At 59.2% G+C, this 19,466-nt stretch carries 13 protein-coding genes; 2 read left to right on the top strand and 11 right to left on the bottom strand.

All coding sequences use genetic code 11. The features are described 5' to 3' along the window. The 8 genes from SFHG_RS10775 to loaP all read right to left on the bottom strand — a co-directional run. On the bottom strand, nucleotides 1–460 hold a 460-nt coding region (locus SFHG_RS10775; RefSeq protein WP_162096561.1), incomplete at its 3' end, for a hypothetical protein. Next, complete coding sequence (locus SFHG_RS06490) at nucleotides 450–1,742, bottom strand: hypothetical protein (protein WP_042435455.1); 1,293 nt, start codon at nucleotides 1,740–1,742, stop codon at nucleotides 450–452. The genes SFHG_RS10775 and SFHG_RS06490, both read right to left, overlap by 11 nt. Next, entirely contained in the window at nucleotides 1,739–3,259 is a 1,521-nt protein-coding gene (locus SFHG_RS06485; protein WP_042435452.1) for a sugar nucleotide-binding protein, read from the bottom strand. Before SFHG_RS06485 ends, SFHG_RS06490 begins: the two co-directional genes overlap by 4 nt. Before the next feature lie 10 nt (nucleotides 3,260–3,269). Next, the gene (gene rfbB / locus SFHG_RS06480) at nucleotides 3,270–4,289 is read right to left on the bottom strand and encodes a dTDP-glucose 4,6-dehydratase (RefSeq protein ID WP_042435450.1); all 1,020 of its coding nucleotides are present in this window, start codon (nucleotides 4,287–4,289) and stop codon (nucleotides 3,270–3,272) included. A gap of 3 nt (nucleotides 4,290–4,292) precedes the next feature. Further along, entirely contained in the window at nucleotides 4,293–5,189 is an 897-nt protein-coding gene (gene rfbA, locus SFHG_RS06475; RefSeq protein ID WP_042435447.1) for a glucose-1-phosphate thymidylyltransferase RfbA, read from the bottom strand. 6 nt (nucleotides 5,190–5,195) lie between these two features. After that, complete coding sequence (cps2T, locus tag SFHG_RS06470; RefSeq protein ID WP_238318314.1) at nucleotides 5,196–6,353, bottom strand: beta 1-4 rhamnosyltransferase Cps2T; 1,158 nt, start codon at nucleotides 6,351–6,353, stop codon at nucleotides 5,196–5,198. A gap of 13 nt (nucleotides 6,354–6,366) precedes the next feature. Then, nucleotides 6,367–7,140 carry a sugar transferase gene (locus tag SFHG_RS06465; RefSeq protein ID WP_238318313.1) on the bottom strand — a complete coding sequence of 258 codons (774 nt, stop codon included), beginning with the start codon at nucleotides 7,138–7,140 and terminating at the stop codon, nucleotides 6,367–6,369. Between the two features lie 172 nt (nucleotides 7,141–7,312). Next, complete coding sequence (gene loaP / locus SFHG_RS06460; RefSeq protein WP_042435441.1) at nucleotides 7,313–7,849, bottom strand: antiterminator LoaP; 537 nt, start codon at nucleotides 7,847–7,849, stop codon at nucleotides 7,313–7,315. 672 nt (nucleotides 7,850–8,521) lie between these two features. On the opposite strand from loaP, the gene SFHG_RS06455 reads away from it, so the two are divergent. Then, a complete protein-coding gene (locus SFHG_RS06455) occupies nucleotides 8,522–11,347 on the top strand; it encodes an ATP-binding protein (RefSeq protein WP_052297831.1) in 2,826 nt (941 codons plus the stop codon). Nucleotides 11,348–11,413: 66 nt separating this feature from the next. Here the strand turns inward: SFHG_RS06455 and SFHG_RS06450 are convergent, their stop codons facing one another. After that, nucleotides 11,414–12,661, bottom strand: coding sequence for a Fic family protein (locus SFHG_RS06450; RefSeq protein ID WP_042435435.1), 1,248 nt, complete (start codon nucleotides 12,659–12,661; stop codon nucleotides 11,414–11,416). Nucleotides 12,662–12,956: 295 nt separating this feature from the next. Between SFHG_RS06450 and SFHG_RS06445 the strand changes: the two genes are divergently transcribed. Next, nucleotides 12,957–14,285 carry an ATP-binding protein gene (locus SFHG_RS06445; RefSeq protein WP_238318312.1) on the top strand — a complete coding sequence of 443 codons (1,329 nt, stop codon included), beginning with the start codon at nucleotides 12,957–12,959 and terminating at the stop codon, nucleotides 14,283–14,285. Nucleotides 14,286–14,662: 377 nt separating this feature from the next. On the opposite strand, the gene SFHG_RS06440 is transcribed toward SFHG_RS06445, so the two are convergent. Continuing rightward, a complete protein-coding gene (locus SFHG_RS06440) occupies nucleotides 14,663–17,920 on the bottom strand; it encodes an AAA family ATPase (protein WP_042435430.1) in 3,258 nt (1,085 codons plus the stop codon). Continuing rightward, nucleotides 17,917–19,272, bottom strand: coding sequence for an exonuclease SbcCD subunit D (locus tag SFHG_RS06435; protein ID WP_042435427.1), 1,356 nt, complete (start codon nucleotides 19,270–19,272; stop codon nucleotides 17,917–17,919). The genes SFHG_RS06440 and SFHG_RS06435 overlap by 4 nt, the downstream gene beginning before the upstream one ends. Nucleotides 19,273–19,466: the final 194 nt, after the last annotated feature.

Raw genomic sequence — 19,466 nt, 5'->3', positions numbered from 1 at the left:
AGGGCTGTTGATAGCCAAGACGTGTTATATAGTCATGCATTCGGTGAATTAGCAGCGTTGCCAAGCTTTCGTTAACGGGAGCATCCTTGCCAACAAATTTAGCTATGCGAGGTATTGCGCAAACAATTAGATTTACTGCTTGCGCAATACACCAAACAGCGCCCAACTTGATATGCTTCTTTGGCGAACACCTATGCATACATACAAACAATGCATCATCAGCATCAACGATTTCCGCTGTATCTCGCAGATTGCAAACCATGCTTATGTTATTAATCTCATCAACATAGATTGCAGAACCGCAGGTATTGTACTTGCCAATTGAATTGACATAAAGAATCAGCATTTTCAGGAGCAAATCAATGCCGCAACGTCGCATCCATGAAGATTGGCCTTTGGTGATGACGTTTCTCCGATCTTCAATACAGGCGGTGATAACGTACTTCATGTTATTGTTCATCGCCATCTCCATTTATACAGGCCAAAACTGACCCCAACGTCACGGATGAAATTGCCTCAAATAGAACGTGGCCGCCAACACAGCTAAAGACAATCATCCCTAATAAAGCAATAAACTGAAAGCGGTTCTCTTTTCTTACTCGCCAAGAATCAAGTAATTTCACAAGCAAAAAGGTGTACACCAAAACCGTAACAATAGCCCCGTAAGAGAAAAAGAGATCAGCCCAATCGAATTCGACCGGTCTAACACTTGCAATCATTAAATAGCCACTCAAGCTAGCCAAATCATGGTGAAAGCAGTAATAGCCGCCACCAAAGATTAAACTCAACGGATTGCCCTGAGAAGCAAATAAATCAATCGCTTCGGCAAGCATCCAAGTACGTCCACTCGTTAGGTAGTCAATGAGACTCCGATTCTCAAACAAATAGGTTTGCCGAGAAGATACCTTGTACAGCATTTCACTAAGAGCAGAGACGTGACTGAAGACAAAGGCAAGACCAAATAGTATAAGTATTCCTATGACAGCATTTCTTAATCTTGTCTCGGGAGGAATCATCAAATAATAAAACAGAATCGTAAATGCAAATAGATAGCCTGCTTTTGTTCCAAGCATTAAAAGCGATATAAGGTTTAATCCCATGGGAATCACCCAATGGGTTTTCTTCTGAAATAAAAAAGCTTCTGCTGAATAAGCAAATAAAACAATCATTGATACGTTAACGCTATTCAATGAGGAAAACACACTTTTGTAACCCGATCCATCCCAATAGCTGGACCCCCCTAGTCCCAATGCAACAGATCCCAAATAGATAATCGGCGCATATATAGCGGCGATAGCTATCGCCTTCTTAATTTGATCCACCGTCAACGCATTACAGCGGATTAAGCTCTTAGCGGTGAAATAAACTGTGAAGAACATGAGGAACTTTATGCCTATACCCAAATCATAAAACAGAGATGATGCGGTCATGCCTTCTTCTGAAAGCATTTGGGATAGCACAGACTGAATTGCAACGAGCGTCAAAGCGACAAACAACAGACAGAAGCCTTTGCGGTCAAGCCGAAGTTCAACATACAGCATGAAGGCAAAGAAGATTATTCGCGCAAATTGAGAGAGTGAGCTAACACCGAAAAGCCCTGCCACGAAATCAAGTGCGATATTCCCGCAAATGAAAAACAGAAGCAAGTTGGCAAATAGCTTATTAGCTTTTATAGAGCTAGAATCATAAGACGTGGTCGCATCCCCCTTATAATTCCTTGTATTCGCAAATGCCACGCTCATGCGTTCACTTTTCCTTTTGTCAATGATGCACATAGATTAGCGATCAATTTAACGTAATCAGCCAGCCCCTCTTCCCAATCGCACGTCGCGAATCCTGCCACCTCAATCTTCGTAACGTCCAGTGCCGAATACACAGGCCTAGGAGAAACAGGCCCCTTTGCACTGGCGTAATACTCAGCGGTGGCGACGGGCTTCACAGCGTCGGCGTTGCCGTTGCGCAGCTCGAACACCTTCGAAGCGATGTCGGCCCAGGACGCCACGCGGCCGGAGCCGGTCAGGTTGTACGTGCCGGGCTCGCACGGGCTGCTCGGCTCCTTGTCGCCGTCGCGGTAGCCCAGCAGCCAGAAGATGCCCTCCGCCATGTCGCGGGTGAAGGTCAGGCGGCCGAACTGGTCGTTGACCACCGTCACCCGGTTGAGCGCGTCATCGGGGTCGGCGCAGCGGTCCGAGAGCGCCGCCATGGTGCGCACGAAGTTCTTGCCCTCGCCGATGACCCAGCTGGAGCGCACGATGTAGTGCCTGGGGCAGTTGGCCACGGCTATGTCGCCGGCCGCCTTGGTCTGGCCGTAGACGCCCAGCGGGCTGAAGGGCTCGTCCTCGCCGTGCTCCTCGACGGTGCCGTCGAACACGTAGTCGCTGGAGACGTGCACGAGCGCGATGCCGTGCTCGGCGCACGTCTTGGCCAGCAGCGCCGGGCCCTGGGCGTTGGCGGCCCAGGCGGCCTTCCTGCCCTCGGGGGTCTCGGCGGCGTCGACGGCGGTGTAGGCGCCGCAGTTGATGACCGTGCCGTAGAGCGTCCAGTCGATCTTGGAGTAGTCGGCGGGGTCCGAGAAGTCGAACTCGTCGCGGTCGCCGAAGTCGAAGGAACCGGCGACCCCCCGCTCCTCGGCGAGCTTGCGCACCGCGCGGCCGAGCTGGCCGTTGGCGCCGGTGACGAGCGTGCGGCGCGGCGCCATGGGGATCGCGTCCTTCAGCATCGGGTGGTGCTTGTCGGCCTCGGAGAGCTCGCACTCGTCGAGAGGGATGGGCCACTCGATGCCGAGCTCGGGGTCGGCGAGGTTGACGAAGGTGTAGGTCTTCTTGAGCTCCGCCGACCAGTGGGCGTTCACGAGATAGGTGTAGGCAGTGCCGTCCTCGAGCGCCTGGAAGGAGTTGCCAACGCCGCGGGGCACGTAGATGGCCTTGGAGGGGTCGATGACGCACGTGTAGACCTCGCCGAAGCTCTCGCCCGGGCGCAGGTCAACCCATGCGCCGAAGACGCTGCCCGTGGCCACCGAGATGTACTTGTCCCAGGGCTCGGCGTGGATGCCGCGGGTCACGCCGCGCTCCGCGTTGAAGGAGATGTTGTTCTGCACGGGCCCCAAATCGGGCAGGCCCAGCCCTGTCTGCTTGGCGCGCTGCCAGTTCTCCTTGAACCAGCCGCGGGAGTCGCCGTGGACGGGAAGGTCGAACACCAGCATCCCGGGGATGTTGGTGCGCTCGGCCCTGAGCTCCTTCTCGAATTCGATCTCGGACATGCCTGCCCCCTTACTGGCCCTGCGCCTTGTAGCGCGCCTCCGTGGCAGCCTTGGCCGGGCGCCACCAGGACTCGTTTTCGCGGTACCACTCGATGGTTGTCTTCAGGCCCTCGGCGAAGTCGTTGTGCGCCGGGCGCCAGCCGAGCTCGGTCTGCAGCTTCGTGGAGTCGATGGCGTAGCGGCGGTCGTGGCCGGGGCGGTCGCGCACCCAGTCGAAGCCGTCGGGGTCCTTGCCCATCATCTCCAGGATCATGCGCAGGACCGTGATGTTGTTGCGCTCGCCGTCGGCGCCGATGAGGTAGGTCTCGCCCATGCGGCCCTTGGTGAGGATGGTCCACACGGCGCTCGAGTGGTCCTCGGTGTGGATCCAGTCGCGCACGTTCTCGCCCTTGCCGTAGAGCTTGGGGCGCACGCCGTCGATGATGTTGGTGATCTGGCGCGGGATGAACTTCTCCACGTGCTGGTAGGGGCCGTAGTTGTTCGAGCAGTTCGAGATAGTGGTGCGAAGCCCGTAGGTGCGGGTCCAGGCGCGCACCAGCATGTCGGAGGCCGCCTTGGTGGAGCTGTAGGGGCTCGAAGGCTTGTAGGGCGTGGACTCGGTGAAGCGCGCCGGGTCGTCGAGGGCCAGGTCGCCGTAGACCTCGTCGGTGGAGACGTGGTGGTAGCGGATCCCGTGCTCGCGCACCGCCTCGAGCAGCCGGAACGTGCCCTCGACGTTGGTGCGCAGGAAGGGCTCGGGGTCGGCGATGGAGTTGTCGTTGTGGGACTCGGCGGCGTAGTGGACGATGGCATCGTGGCCGGGGACGATGCGCTCCAGCAGCTCCGCATCGCAGATGTCGCCGACCACGAGCTCAACGCGGTCGGCGGGCAGGCCCGCGATGTTCTCGCGGTTGCCAGCGTAGGTCAGCTTGTCCAGCACGGTCACGTGCACATCGGGGTGCTCCCGCACCACATGGTGCACGAAGTTGCTGCCGATGAAGCCGCAGCCGCCCGTGACGATGATGTTCTTGGGCTTGAAAGTCTCAGCCATAGCCTAGTCCTCCTTAGAAGAAACAAGGCCCGAGGCCACCGCCTTGAGATGCTGGCCATAGACGCTTTTGCCGTAGCGCTCTGCGGCGGCAGCCAAAGTATCCTTGTCGATCCAGCCGTTCTCGTAAGCGATTTCTTCCGGGACCGACACAGGCAAATCCTGCGCGCGCTCAACCGAGCGCACGAACTCACCAGCCTCGTAGAGGCTCTCCATTGTGCCAGTATCGAGCCACGCGTAACCGCGACCCAAGGTGACGACACTAAGAGTACCGTCTTCTAGATACATCTGATTCAAAGTCGTAATCTCCAGCTCGCCGCGAGCGGAGGGCTTCACTTGCTTTGCCATCTCACACACACGAGAGTCATAAAAATAGAGCCCCGTCACAGCATAGGAGCTCTTCGGGTGCTCGGGCTTCTCTTCGATGGACACAGCATTAAAGTCATTATCAAACTCAACCACGCCAAAACGCTCCGGGTCGTCCACGTGGTAACCGAATACGGTTGCGCCGCCCTCAGCCTCTGCTTTTTCGACCGCGCGGCGCAGGTGGCGACTAAGACCGTTCCCATAAAAGATATTATCGCCCAGTACCAGCGCACAAGGGTCGCCTGCAATAAACTCTTCACCGATGACAAATGCTTGCGCAAGGCCATCAGGAAAAGGCTGTACGGCATAAGACAGCTTCACGCCGAATTGACTACCGTCACCCAGAAGGCGCTCAAAGTTCGGCAAGTCGGTTGGGGTGGAAATAATTAAGATTTCGCGAATACCTGCCAGCATCAGAGTGCTCAGCGGATAGTAAATCATCGGCTTATCGTAAACGGGCAGCAATTGCTTACTCGTAACGGATGTTAGCGGATATAGACGCGTTCCGCTGCCACCCGCAAGGATAATTCCCTTCATATTCGCCTATTTCTTTCCGAGGAACAGGTCCTCATATGTGTCGGTTATATATCGCCATGAATAGCGATTGCGAATAACACTCGCGGAAGCTTCGTCCAAGACATCGATTTCGTTCTCACCCATAACATCAGCATGCTCAATAAGTGAAGCGAGATCGCCACTCTCTTTTGTCCAGTACAGCGAGGAGCTCTCTGCAACCTCGCGATTAAAGCCCACATCCAAAAGCAGATTCAGACGAGTGGATGCCAGCGCTTCTAGAAGGCTCGGATTGGTACCACCCACTTCGTGGCCATGAAAATATCCGTATGCCTGCTCTCGAATCTTTTTTAATAACTCCTGGTCGTAGACCGTCCCAACAAACTTGATACGCGGGTCGCCCTTGAAGTGCGTCTTCTGTTCAAGATCGGCTAAGAACGCCTCGTCAACGCCGGTAACGAGCGCAAAATCTCGCTTGGAGCCGGATGCCATAAACTCGCGAATCATGGTCTCGTAGTTATTCTCGGGAACGAAGCGTCCCACCACTAGGTAGTAGTCGAAGGGTTTGAGACCCTTCTCAGTAAGCCAGCCCGTAAACTTCGGATCGTTGTCGGCGAGCGATGAGCGCTTGACGTCGGCACCATAGGCGATGAATGTCGTCTTAGGAATCAGGTCGGCGTACTCTTTACGGATGTACTTCTCGATGTTCTTAGAATCGCACACCATGAGGTCTGCGCGCTTAACCATCCCGCGCTCGGAGACCTTCCAATACTTGCGCACCGGTGCGCTCCACTTGGCACGCTTCCACTCGTGGCCATCGGGGTTCACGAAGACCTCGCCACCTAAGGCATGAATCTTCTTGACGTACTTACCGAAGAACGGGCCGATGCGGCACGCCAACACATAGACAATAGGGTGTTCGACATGATTCTTCTCGATATAGGCGATGCACCACTTCAGCGCATCAATATCATAGAAAATCGCCCTCGCCGCGCCCACAGGCCTGCGCAGCACATTGAAGCAATGCGCTCCATTATGTTCAAACTCACCTACTTCATCGAGAGAATCTACGGCGCACGCAACGTGGTACTTGATATCGGGAGAAACCTGGTTTTCAGTGAGTTTCTCCACGAACGTCTCGTACCCACCATAATTAGCGGGTATTCCTTTCGATCCAACGATAAACACGTGCTGCACGCAATCAGCTCCCTTGCGCCGTCAAAACGACGCCAACGGTTTGAACAATCAACTTAATGTCGCTCCAGGCGGAGCATTTCTTAATGTAGAGCAAATCCAAATCGACCCACTCGTCGAAGGTGATCGAATCGCGGTTGCGACGGGTTTGCCAGTAGCAGGTCATGCCGGGCTTCACCAGCAGCCTTTGGCGCTGGTAGTCGTTGTAGGTTGCTACCTCGTTCGGCAGCGCGGGGCGCGGGCCCACGACGCTCATGTCCGAAAGGAGCACGTTGATGAACTGCGGCAGCTCGTCCAGGCTCAGCTTGCGCAGCCACTTGCCTACGCGGGTGATGCGCGGATCCTCAGCAATCTTGAACACCGGTCCGGTCTTCTCGTTGAGCTCTTTGAGGTCTGCCAGCTTCTCCTCGGCGTCCACGCACATGCTGCGGAACTTCAGCATCTCGAACTCGCGGCCGTTTTTGCCCACGCGAGTTTGCTTAAAGAACACGGGGCCCTTGGGGTCGTCGACCTTCACCAAGATGGCGATGATAACGAACAGCCAGCTCAGCAGCACCAGAACCGCCGCACTGAACGCGAAGTCGAAAACTCGCTTCACAAAGCGGTAGGCGATTCGGTCATCGGTCCCCGTTATGGGTTCGTCCCCAAGTTCCGCCTTCAATTTCTCGGCGCGCTCAAGACTTTCGCGACGACGTTCCTGCATGTCGAAATCGTAGATAGTGCCGCTACGCACGGTCTTGTGGCAGGTCGAGGTTTTGCTGGCCGGCGAGGTTTCCGGCATGGCCACGATGTTGCATTGTTCCCTGCGTCCCCCCGTCGATTCCTTAACAGCTGTAGCTTCCCCGGTCATTACGAATGCGCCATCCCGTCTACGGGCGCCTCCAACGGCGCCATTGCGCCCGCCTTCAGCATTTGCATCGTCGTTCCGAATTCCCTTTTCACGCTGCTGTCGTTCACTTTTCCCTATCCAAAAGCTTGCCTTGGGCTTTGCTGACCATTTGCAGGCCTGCTTGGGCTCGCACGGTGCGACCGCCCATCGGCATTTCCAGATACGCTAGGCGCTTGCGATGGCTCACCTTGCGCACCCAGTCTTCCCTGCCCTTTAGCGGGCCCTCCACGATCACCAGCTTGCCGTCTTCCATGTAGCCCACGGACTCCCCGACGGTTCGCTGGTCTTTTTGGGTGACCTTTTGCACCCACGCTCGTTCATCTTCGGTCAGGGGGATGAATGCGTTGTCGTTTCCCAAGATCTTGGTGAGGCTTCTCACGCGGCGCAGCTTGTCGGCCAGCTCATCTACCTGCGACGTCACGCAGATCAGGTAGCCGGGGAACAAGCGCTCCTTCGACGGAATCCAGGTGCCATCGGGTCGCCTTTTGCCGGTCAGGTACTGCGGGACGAAGCATTCGTCCAGCACGTCTTCGGCTGCCTGCTTAATGTCGTCGCATGCCGTCTTCTCGCGGCCGGTTTCAACTTGCACGACGTACCACATGGCCCGCCCCTTTCCGCTTGGCTTCCTGAATTTTGGGATGGCTGCGCCAGCCCGCCATGGTGCGGCAGGTGGCTGTTGGAAAACGCATTCATTCCCCTGGCGCCAACGAACACCGAACGCGATGCTGTTCAGGGCACCCTGGTATGGTGCAGGCCGCCGCGCCCAGGGCGTGCCGGCCTACGAAAAACGCGCTGATGGGGCTTCGCCGCAGTGTCGGTGGCACGACATTTTCAGCGATGCGGTGGCCCCGACACGATGCGGAAAACGTGCCATCGGCTTGTTTTCCATCTCGCAATAATACACGAGAATAATTGCTGCGTTGTAAAAATGCTGTTATGCCCCCTACATCTTCGTATGCAATGTCCCGAGAGCACATGTTTCTGCAATAAGCGCGGTTTTATGTGGGTCTTTGTGAAAGCTGTTTCATATCGGGCGAAGGGATGCTCCCGAGCGCGACCCGCGGGCGGCGTTTCCGCTTACCCCCGCCGACGTTTACCGCGTTTCGCCTGATGGCGCGAGCGCGCATTCCCCCGCAGCCCGCATGAGGCGGCCCCCACACCTGCCTTGCCATTTCCGCAGCCTTTGCTGGGGCCGCTCTCCCCGCGTTCCCCGGTTCATCTGCTAGAATCGCTTCTGCATTGCTTCTGCGCTTGTCATTTGGGGGAGACCGCCTTGAAATACTCGTACACGCTCCGCGCCGTTGGCCGACGCGCCGCCGCGCTTGCGTTGAGCGCGGTACTGGCCGCCACCTGCATCTCGCTGGCGCCGCTTTGCCCGGCTTCCGCCCAGGAGGAGTCCCCTGGCACCGCTTCGCAATCCGACACCCCCGAGATCAAGACCGTGCGCGTGGGCTGGCTGCTCAACAATCAGGGCTTCCAAAACGGCATGCCCGGCGAGTATATGTCCGGCTGGGGCTACGAGTACCTGCAAACGCTATCCTACTACACGCCCGGCTGGAAATACGAGTACGTCCCCGGCACCTTCCCCGAGCTTATACAGAAGCTCAAGGACGGCGAGATCGACCTGATGCCCAACATCTCCTACACGCCCGAGCGCGCCGAGAAGCTGCTGTACTCGTCGAATCCTCAGGGCGTGGAGCACTATTACATCTTCGCGAAACCCACCAACGATGCGCTGGGGGCGGGCAACCCGGCCGCACTCGACGGCATGACCATCGGCGTCAACCCCGACGTCATGCAAACCGAGGTGGGCAAGCAGTGGATCGAGAGCCAGGGCATCAGCTGCGAATACCGCTATTACAGCAGCGGCAATGCGCTGTTCGACGCGCTTTCCTCGGGCGAAGTGGACGCCATCATCATGAACGACACCATCTCGTCGGCCGACGCCATGCCCGTGTTCTCCGTGGGCGAGAGCAACTACTTCTTCGCCGTGCCCAAATCGCGCCAGGACCTTATGGACGACATCAACACGTCCATGGCCATGCTCAGAAGCACCAACCCGCGCTACAACGACGAGGTCAAAACCCGCTATTCCGCGCGCAACAGCAGATCGTCGGCGCTGAACGGCCCCGAGAGCGCTTGGCTTGCCGACCACGGCAACACTATCACCTTCGGGTACTTGGACAACCTGCTGCCGTTCTCCAACCAGGGGGAGGACGGGCAGATCGAGGGCTCGCTTTCCGCCCTGGTCGACAAGCTGAAAAAACAATACGGCATCACGGTGAACGCCGTGCCGTTCGAGTCGAACAAGGAGCTCACCAACGCGCTGCGCGACAGCAGCATCGACGTGGCCATGCCCATCAACATGGACTACTGGCTTGCCGAGCAGGCGGGGTTCATCCAGTCGTCGGCAGTAACCACCACCTCGCTTGTGGCCATCTACACGGGCGGCAACCTTGACGACGCGCTGAAGAACATCGCATTCCACGACCGTTCGCTGCTGGACAGCAGCGACCTGCACGTACGCTACCCCGAAGCCACCATCACGCAATACCCCGACGCCCATGCATGCATCGACGCCATCAAGGCAGGCAAGGCAACATGCATGATCATGACCGTTACCGGGCTTGACACGCTGCGCGACGAGGTCGATCTGAGCAACCTGGTCACCGCTGAGATGCCCAAGAGCATCGGGCTTGCCTGCTGGCTGCGGCAAGGCGATGCCCAGCTGCTCAGCATCGTGAACAAGGGCATCGTCAGCGCCGCCGACGACATCGCGGCAAGCGCGTATTCGCATTATTCCTATTCCGACGGGCAATCAGAGTTCGCCCAGTTCGTCGAGCACAACCGTGTTGCCATCCTCACGGGCATCGGCGCGTTGCTTGTGGGCATCATCGCCATCCTGGCGTGGGCGCTGCACAGTGCGCGCGAGGCGCAACGCAGGGCGCAGGAGGCCAGCGCCGCCAAGACCGCGTTCCTCTCCCGCATGAGCCACGATATCCGCACACCGCTCAACGGCATCTTGGGGCTTTTGGAGCTCAACGGGCAGCACCCCGACGACGCGGAGGCGAACAGCCATAACCGCGAGAAAGCCAAGGTGGCGGCCAACCATCTGCTCACGCTGATCAACGACATCCTGGAGATGAGCAAGATCGAGGACCACGCCGTTGAGCTTGAGAACCTGCCGTTCAACCTGACGGACCTGTGCCGCGACATCTTCGTGCTGGGGCAGATCCGCGCCAGCAGCCGCGACGTCACGCTGACCACCAGCGGCCCGGATACCTTCGCCTACCCCAACGTATACGGAAGCCCCTTGCACGTGCGCCGCGTGTTCCTGAACCTGGTGGAGAACTGCATCAAATACAACAAGCCCGGCGGCTCCGTGCACTGCTCGGCCGAGCAGATAGACCTGGTCGGGGACAGGGTCGTCTACCGCTTCATCATCAGCGACACGGGCATCGGCATGTCGCCGGAGTTCCTCAAGCACCTGTTCGAGCCGTTCGCGCAGGCCAACGACGATGCGCGCAGCAACTACCAGGGCACGGGCATGGGCATGCCCATCGTGAAGGCCCTCCTAAAGAACATGGGCGGCACCATTTCCGTGAAAAGCGAGCTGGGCCGGGGCACCACGTTCACCGTGGACCTGCCTTTTGTAATCAACCGTACGCCGGAAAAGGCCGTGGAAGCGTCGGCTGATGCTGAGGAATGCGACATTTGCGGCATGAGCATCCTGCTGGTTGAGGACAACGAGCTGAACACCGAGATCGCTCAGACGCTGCTGGAACATGACGGCGCGCTGGTCACCACCGCCGCCAACGGCAAGGAAGCGCTCGAGCTGTTCCAAGCCAAGCCCGCGGGCGCGTTCGACGCCATCCTCATGGACGTCATGATGCCCGAGATGAACGGCTACGAGGCCACGCGCGCCATCCGCCTGTGCGATAAACCCGACGCCGCCGAGGTGCCCATTATCGCCATGACCGCCAACGCCTTCATCGAGGACGTGGCGCGCGCCAAGGAATCCGGCATGAACGACCACCTATCCAAACCGATCGAGATCGAAAAGCTGAAGGAAACACTGGCGAAGTATCGGGTGAGGTAGCGCGGGCCGGCGACTCGCGGGCGCGTCCCCGCGGTCGGCAGTCGGCACCTCAGCGGCTTTCGCCAACTACCCCTGCTTCCCCGCCAGAATGCGGCGGATTCCCTGCATGGATGACACGTCCTCAAGCACGGCTATAAGCTCGTCGCATTGGTAAAACACTCCGCGGCGACGGTTTCCCATGGGGCTGAGCATCCCCATTTCGCATGCTCTTTCTATGATCGTTGCGGCTGTGCGCATGGAGACTCCCAGCTCTTCGGCCACGAACGAACCGTTCACCACCGGCTGCTTCGCCAGCAGGTTGGGCAAGCGAAGCAAGGCGGACCCTTTGCGCTCGTGCATGCACTCCGCCCATTCCGCGAACACCCCGTCGATGTCCCGAGCGACCATGTTCCCGACGGCCACCGCAAGCTCAAGTGCGTCGACCAGCTGCTCGACGATTGCAAGCGGATTGCCGGCCTGGAACTGAACGATGGCGTCCATGTACGCGTCGATGTTGTGCAAAAGCCCGGCCGAAATGGGCAAACTTGCGTGCCGCAGCACGTCGGAGCTGCGCAGGATAGCATGCAGGAGGACCCTGCCTGTGCGGCCGTTTCCGTCGATGAACGGGTGAATCGTCTCGAATTGCGCGTGCACGACAGCAGCTTTCGCGATAGAGGGCATATTGCTGCCGTTCACGAAAGCAACCAGATCATCAAGGCAGCCGAGCACGCGGTCGGCGCACGGCGGCACGAACAGCGCGCCGTGCGGGCTATACGCGGTGCCGCCAACCCAAACCTGCTCGTCACGCAAGCAGCCGCCGAACGACAAACCCGCGTCTTGCCCATCCTGTCCGCCGCGTGTGATCAGGGCTTCGTGCACCTCGCGGATGCGCTGGACCGAAAGCTGTCCCGAAAAGCCGAGCGCGGCACGCATGGCTGCAACGTTTCCGGCGATAATGCGGGCGTTTTGCGCCACGTCGTTCGATAGCTCAGCTAGAGCAACGTTGCGCACGCTCGACGTCATGTTCTCAATCTGCGAACTTGCTGCCGACTCGCTGCGCAGCAGCAAAGCTGGCAAATCGTAGCCGCGGGCTTCCTGCTGCGCATCGAAGCGAACAAGCAGGAAGGCAACTTCCTCCATGCGGCTTTGCAATTCGGCAGGAATGAGGACGTCCTTGTCACGCAGCTCAAACGGAACCGCCGCACGATACGTTCCGGTGATTTTCCGACGACGTGACTTCGGCACGCCCTCCATTGCATCGGAATCAACCTGCCACGCAAGCTCTTCATAGCCCACGGGCTCCCATTGATAGTCCAGCTCGCCGTTGCCGCCCATGCGCCCCTCCGTTTCGACTCCATGATGGTTTTGAATAGGGAAACTGATGTAGTTTCGTTTCTCTTGTGGCTAGTATAACGGAAGCGAATTGCGTTTTGCTTCCGTTAGGTAAGGATTTATGGAAGTGAAATAGATTTCGCTTCCGTTAGATGCGCATTAGTGGAAGTGAATTACATTTCACTTCCGTTGTCGATGCATCATTTGAAGCGAAACTGCGCCTCGGGCGCTCTCGCGCATCGACGAAACTTGTTGGATTTACAAGTTTCGTCGATGGAATAGTCAAAACTTGCAGCAGATGCAAGTTTTGACTATCGTGTCCATAACGCAAGGAATCGACTGGGAGGTGGGCCGTATGATCGTTCGGCAAAAATACCTGGACAAGCTTATCGCGTTCCAAGACACCGACCTGGTGAAAGTGGTCACGGGCATTCGCCGTTGCGGGAAATCGACCCTGCTTGACATGATGCGAGAGCACCTTGCCGCGCAAGGCGTTCCCGAGAATCGCCTGCTCACGTTCAAAATGGAGTCGATGGAGCTTGCAAGCATCGCCGATTATCGCGAGCTTTACGATCTTGTGGTCGGTCGCATCGCAGGTCAGCCGCATACCTATCTGTTCTTCGATGAGCTGCAAAACGTCGAAGGATGGGAAAAGGCGATCAACGCGCTGCGTGTAGACGCCGATTGCGACATCTATGTCACCGGGTCGAACGCGTTTTTGCTATCCAGCGAGCTTGCGACGCTCATCTCCGGTCGTTACGTCGAAATCGCCATGCAGCCGCTCACGTTCGCCGAATACCTGGATTTTCGTGGCGCATCGTGGCAACCCGCCGGTAAAACCGGCTCCGACATAGCCCTGTTCGCGGACGGTTCCTTCGCCACCCTTTCCAGCTTGTTCGACCAGTACCGCATGTTCGGCGGCTTCCCCTACCTTGCGCTTCAAGAACCTAACGAGGCGAAACATCGCGAATACTTGCGCAGCATCTACCAGACGATCATCGTTCGCGATATCATGACGCGCGCCCAGCGAAAAGGCTTGCGGGCTGTGAGCAATCGTTCCGTGCTTGAGCGGATTTGCGCGTTTTTAGCCGACAATATCGGAAACGAAACCTCTTCGAACAAGATTGCGGGCACTTTGAAGGCGGACGGCGAGTCGACCAACAGGGCCACTACGGATTTTTATATTTCCACGCTTGTGGAAGCCTATCTGTTCAACCGCGTGCAGCGTTACGACATTAAAGGACGCGAGCTGCTGAAAACGGGCGGCAAGTACTACATTGCAGACGCAGGCATGCGCAGCTACCTGGACAGTTACCGAAACACCAACACCGGGCGTGTGCTCGAAAACCTGGTGTACAACCAGCTTGTCTTCGATGATTACGACGTGCTAGTGGGACATTTGCGGGGCGGAGAAGTCGATTTCGTTGCCACAAAGCCTCGCCAGAAAATGTACGTCCAGGTCACCGAAGACATGCGCGACGAGGAAACCATGCGGCGCGAGCTTGCGCCCCTCAAACGCATCGGGGACGAATACCGCAAAATCGTAGTGGTCGCGGAAGGAACCTATCCCGCGGACATCGATGGCATCGAGATCGTGAACGTCATCGATTTCCTGCTGCATAGGTAGAGCCGGGAAAGCCGCCCAGCGCCTTTCGGTCTGACGCTTGCCGCCCGGTCTGACATTTAGGGGACGTAGCACTAACTGTCAGACCCTAAACGTCCGGCACACTGCGCGCCGTCGGTGCCTACTGCGCACATCGACGAAACTTGTCGGATTTGCAAGTTTCGTCGATGGCATAGTCAAAACTTGCAGCTGATGCAAGTTTTGACTATCGAGGGGTGCGGCAGAAGACACTAGCGAACCTGAATCAGGCGACCTTTGCAGCAGGTGTTGCCCGACCTGATCTCGACGGCTTTTGCGACGGGTGTTGCCCGGCCTAAACGTGACGGCTTTTGCGCCAGGCATCGCCTAGCGCAAAAGCCGTCGATTCATTTGCAATGCCCTTAGGCTTCCACTTTTGCGGTGGAACCGGATTGTGTTTTGGTCACAGTTATTCGCTTGGGGATGTTCGCCTTCAGGTCCTCCACGTGGCTGATAATGCCCACCAGCTTGTTACCGCCCGACAGATCAGACAGCAGGCTGATGGCGTTGCCCAGCGCGCCTTGGTCGAGCGAGCCGAAGCCCTCGTCCACGAACATGGTGTCGAACTCGATGCCGCCGGCGTGCGCCTGCACGATGTCGGAAAGACCCAGCGCCAGGCACAACGATGCCTGGAACGATTCGCCGCCCGAAAGCGACGACGCATCTCTAGCGCGCCCCGTGAAGCTGTCGATGACGTACAACCCCAGGCCCGCCTTCGAATTGCCCGTGGACTCCGACCAGCGCACCAGCTCGAATTGGCCCGCCGTCAGCACGCGCAGGCGCTGATTTGCCGCCGCGATCACCTTGTCGAAGTACATGCCCTGCACGTACGCTTCGAAGCGGACTTTTGCCCGCCCGGTCAGGTTACCGTTCGCAGCGTCGGCCATCAGCTTGATCCGGCCGTAGCGCTCCTCGATGTCGCCCGTACGCTTGAGCGTTTTGCGCAGCTGCTCAAGGCACTCCCCGTTCGCGGAGACGCGCAGGTTCACGGCGCCAAGGCGCTCACTTGCCTGTTTGCCCTGCTCCTCGTAGTCGTTGCGCTCCTTGGCTGCTGCGACGGCGTCGCCGGCGGGCAGCTCGGCCAGCTGCTTGTCCTTCGCCGCCAGCAGTTCGCGCTTAGTAGCAAGTTGCTGCGCGTTCTGCTCGACCGCCTGCTGAGCTGCGTCGCGCTTGCGCTTGAGAACGTTCGCCTGCTGGCGCAGCCGCGCGGCCTCGGTTTGCGCTGTCTCGAGCGAGGAGAAATCCAGATCGGCGCGCAGGTGCTTCGCCTCCTGCTCGGCAAGCTGCTGCGCCTGCATTTGGCTCTGCAGCGCCTCTTCGGCCTTGCGCTCCTGCTCGGCCGCCTGCTTCGCGGCTTCTTCCGCGGCTTGCTGGCCGCGCTGCGCGGCAGCGAATGCGGAGACAGCGCGCTCGGCGTTATTCAGCTCGGTTTGCGCAACGCTCGCGTCATGTTGCGCGTTCTCAAGCGCACGCTGGGCTTCGTCAACGGAAACAACCGCCAGGCGCTCCCTAAGGGCGCGTGCTTCGGCGTTGGCCGACGCGTGATCACGTTCTGCGGCCTGACGAGCGTCTTTGACCTGCGACAACGCGGTCACGGAACGCTCGTGCGCCGACTCGGCGTCGGCAAGCGCTTTCGCCGCGTGCGCCGCCTCATTGCAGCGCAGCTGCGCATCGGCCTTCGCGCGTTTTGCGGCCGCAACGCCATCGCGCGCTTGCGCAAGGGCCTGCGTGATGCTTTGCTCGCCGCCATGCTCCTGGTCGAACTCATCGAGCGCAAGCTGCGCGGTCTCGCAACGAGTCTTGGCGCCCTCGGCTTCGCGCGCCGCCTGATCGGCAGCCTTCTTCGACTCAGCCTCAACAACCGTCGCTTTGTCTATTTGATCATCGCTCGGGATACTGCCCGCCGCCTGCGCCGGCGACGGATGATGCACCGAGCCGCACACCGGACAGGGCGAGCCGTCCCGCAAATCCGCCGCAAGCAGGCCCGCGCGACCCGCACGCTGGGCCTTTTGCAGCTGCTGCACCTGCGCCAGGTCCTTGTCGTGAACGGTCTCTGCGGCTTCGAGCCGCTCGAGCGCTCGTTGGTACGGCTCCGCGGCAGCCTGAGCAGCCTGCTGCAATTCGCCGCGACGTTGCACTGCCTGGGAGGCATCCTGCTCAACACGCATAGCGCGCTCGAGCGCGGCACCCGCTTCGCTGAGCGCAACATCAGCACCTGCGAAGGACTCGCTTGCCGTTTTCGCCTGCGCCACCGCATCCTGCGCTTTGCGCTCGGCGGCAACCAACGATTCTTCCTGCTCCAGCAAGGTTTGCACCTGCTTTTGAGCCTTTTGCGCCGTTGCGACCTTGGCCGCAAGGTCTTTTGCTCCCGCAAGCGCCTCGCCTGCGGTGTTCACGCGCAGCTGCGCCGCATCGTGAGCAGCCTTCGCCTGCGCCTGGCGAACGTCCGAGCCCGCAAGCTTCTCCACGGCCTGCGCCGCCTGCACCCGCTGTTCTTCCGCCTTGCCGGCGGCTGCCTGCGCTGCCTTGGAAGCCTGCTCGGCACGCAGCAATGCTTCTTTCGCGGCAGAAACCGCCTGGTCAGCGCGCTGCAGCGCCTGGTATTTCGCGAACGTCCCCTCGATCACGGCCGCGCGCTCGGTTGCCTCCAGGCGATCGGCGTCATGCACACATTCCTGCTGCAGCGCAGCCTGCAAACCTTCCGTCCGCCCCTCGTGCTGAGCGACTTCCTCGGCAAGCGCCGCGCGTTCCTGCTCGTAGCGCGGGCGGTTCTCCACCTGCTTCACCAGCGCGTTAGCGTCCGCCCATTTACGGCGCAGCTCCTCAACCTGCTTGCCCAGCTGCTCGGACTCCGTCTTATCGTCCGCCACAAGCCCCTCAAGCAGCTCGACCAGCCACGCACCCATAAGCGCCCCGCTGCGACAACGCTCGTCAAGCTCCTCCTCGCGCGCATCCTCAGGCGCAAAGCGGACGGTTTGCGCGCAACGCAAAACGTCGCTTTTCAGCTTCTCGTTCTCGCGCTCGAGTTTGCGACACTCCTCGCCCAACCGATCTTGAAGCATCTCGTACTTTTGCGTGGCGAACAGCTTGCGGAAAATGCCCTCGCGCGTTGCCGTGTCGGCCGTGAGCAGCTTACGAAACTCGCCCTGCGCCAGCATGACGATCTGCTTGAACTGGTTCGCATCGATGCCCAGCAGCTCTTCCACCTGCATGTTCACCTTGCGCACGCCGCTGATGCAACGCCCGTCAGGGAGCTCGATCTCCGCGTTCGCAGGCTCTTTCGTGGTGCCTTCGCCGCGCTTCTTAGCACGCTCGTAATCGGGATTGCGCTTTACGCGATAGGTCTGCCCGCGATAGGAGAACTCCAGCTCAACGAACGTTTTGCTTGCCGGATCGGCGAAATCGCTGCGCAAACTTGCGGAAGACCGGGCACCGTTTCGGCTGTCGCCGCTAGCCTCGCCGAACAGCGCAAAGCAAATGGCGTCGAAAATCATGGTTTTGCCCGCGCCCGTGTCGCCGCACACCAGGTACACACCCGAGCAGCCAAGCGTCCGAAAGTCGATCTCCGTCTCGCCGGAATACGGTCCGAACGCGGACATGGTCAGCTTCAGCGGCTTCATTGCGCACCCTCTTCCTGCCCATCGGGGCCTTTTGCGGCCGAGTCCTCAACCTTCGCGATCAGCTTGCGCGCGAAATCTTGCTGCTCATCATCCAGGGGATTGCCCACCTGGCTTTCATAGAAGGCGCCGAACATCTCCAACGTGTCCATGCTGTCGGGGTCCGCCGTAAGCTGAGTTTGCGGGCGGTCGACAAGCACCGTCACATTGTCATAGTCCAGCATCATGGCGTTGGGGAACACTTCGTGGATCTTCGCCATAGCATCCAACTGCGGATGCTCATCGGAAAGCGTGATGTGTAGGTAGTCCTGTGAGGCATCGCGCACTGCGGCGGCCGGCGCGGACACATCGTCAGCCTGCACAGCCGCATCACCGGCGCCATCGGCCAGCGCCGCCTCGTCGTTGGCGTCATCCGCCGCCTTCCCATCGTTGGCGCCGCCAGCCGAAACTCCGGCATCCACCAGCGAACCGCCCGCTGCGGCACCCATCGCCAGCACATCCGCCAGCGTGCCGCGAACCTCGCGCACGTCATGCAGCGGCACGAGCGGAATCAGCTCGAACGATACGCATTCGCCCACGTCATCGCCCGGTTTCTTCTCCCCTAGCTCAACCAGCGCCACGCTCTTGCCATACCGCGCTTCGCTAAACGAATACTTCAGCGGCGAGCCCGAATAACGCACGGTGTCGCGCCCCACGCGCTGCGAGCGGTGCACATGCCCGAGCGCCACGTAGTCGAACGCGTTGTACACCGACACGTCCACGTTATCCATGCCGCCCAGCTTGATCTCGTCGTCGGCGCGATCGGGCGCCGTGCCGTACGCCGTCACCAGCTGGTGCGACAGCACAACGTTGCGTTTCCCCTGGTCGATATCGCACGCGCTCAGCACCGCACGCAACGCGGCCGAATAGTCGTCGCCGATTTCCTCATCGGGGAAGAACCTGCGCACGTCGCCGGGCTTCAAAAACGGCAGCAGCCAGAACTCCACCGGCCCGTGCTCATCCTCAAGCTCAACCCGCTCGACTTCGCCCGCATACACCGGAGGCAGGCAAACGCCCTGCTTCTCCAGCAGCCCCTGCGCATAGGCGATGCGCTCGGCGGAATCATGGTTGCCGGGGATGGCCAGCACGCGCAAACCCGCCGCCACCGCATCGGTCAAAAACGCGTCGAACACGGTGACCGCCTCGGCGCTCGGCGATGCCTTGTCGTAGATGTCGCCGGCAATCAGCAGCACGCTGACCTGGTGCTTCTCCGCAGTATCCAGTATCTGCCGCAAAATATAGCGCTGATCGTCCAGCATCGACATGCCGTTAACGCGCTTCCCGATATGCAAATCGGAAACATGCAGCACCTTCATCACGCAACCCCTTTCGTTGAAAGCCGCATCACAGGGCCTGCTCCGCGCACAGCTCAGACCATGTACCATCGTCCCACAAGGATTTCCAATAGCTGTACTATGCACGGGACAGCAACGGCATTTTCGCGGTCGCGTCAACAACTAATCGCGCACAGCGATTATCGCATCGCCATTAACCTGGCGAATGTGCGCAT

This window comes from Senegalimassilia anaerobia JC110 (assembly GCF_000236865.1).
Lineage (GTDB): Bacteria > Actinomycetota > Coriobacteriia > Coriobacteriales > Eggerthellaceae > Senegalimassilia > Senegalimassilia anaerobia.
The sequence above is the reverse complement of the archived record's forward strand: the minus strand, read 5'-3'. Positions and strand labels throughout refer to the sequence as shown.

Bases quoted from the DNA above. Each gene is read 5' to 3' on its own strand.
- SFHG_RS06465 (WP_238318313.1), bottom strand. From the start codon at position 7,140: ATGCCGGAAACCTCGCCGGCCAGCAAAACCTCGACCTGCCACAAGACC.
- SFHG_RS06450 (WP_042435435.1), bottom strand. From the start codon at position 12,661: ATGGGCGGCAACGGCGAGCTGGACTATCAATGGGAGCCCGTGGGCTAT.
- rfbB (WP_042435450.1), bottom strand. From the start codon at position 4,289: ATGGCTGAGACTTTCAAGCCCAAGAACATCATCGTCACGGGCGGCTGC.
- SFHG_RS06445 (WP_238318312.1), top strand. From the start codon at position 12,957: ATGCAAGTTTTGACTATCGTGTCCATAACGCAAGGAATCGACTGGGAG.
- rfbA (WP_042435447.1), bottom strand. From the start codon at position 5,189: ATGAAGGGAATTATCCTTGCGGGTGGCAGCGGAACGCGTCTATATCCG.
- SFHG_RS06485 (WP_042435452.1), bottom strand. From the start codon at position 3,259: ATGTCCGAGATCGAATTCGAGAAGGAGCTCAGGGCCGAGCGCACCAAC.
- SFHG_RS06440 (WP_042435430.1), bottom strand. From the start codon at position 17,920: ATGAAGCCGCTGAAGCTGACCATGTCCGCGTTCGGACCGTATTCCGGC.
- loaP (WP_042435441.1), bottom strand. From the start codon at position 7,849: ATGTGGTACGTCGTGCAAGTTGAAACCGGCCGCGAGAAGACGGCATGC.
- SFHG_RS06435 (WP_042435427.1), bottom strand. From the start codon at position 19,272: ATGAAGGTGCTGCATGTTTCCGATTTGCATATCGGGAAGCGCGTTAAC.
- SFHG_RS06490 (WP_042435455.1), bottom strand. From the start codon at position 1,742: ATGAGCGTGGCATTTGCGAATACAAGGAATTATAAGGGGGATGCGACC.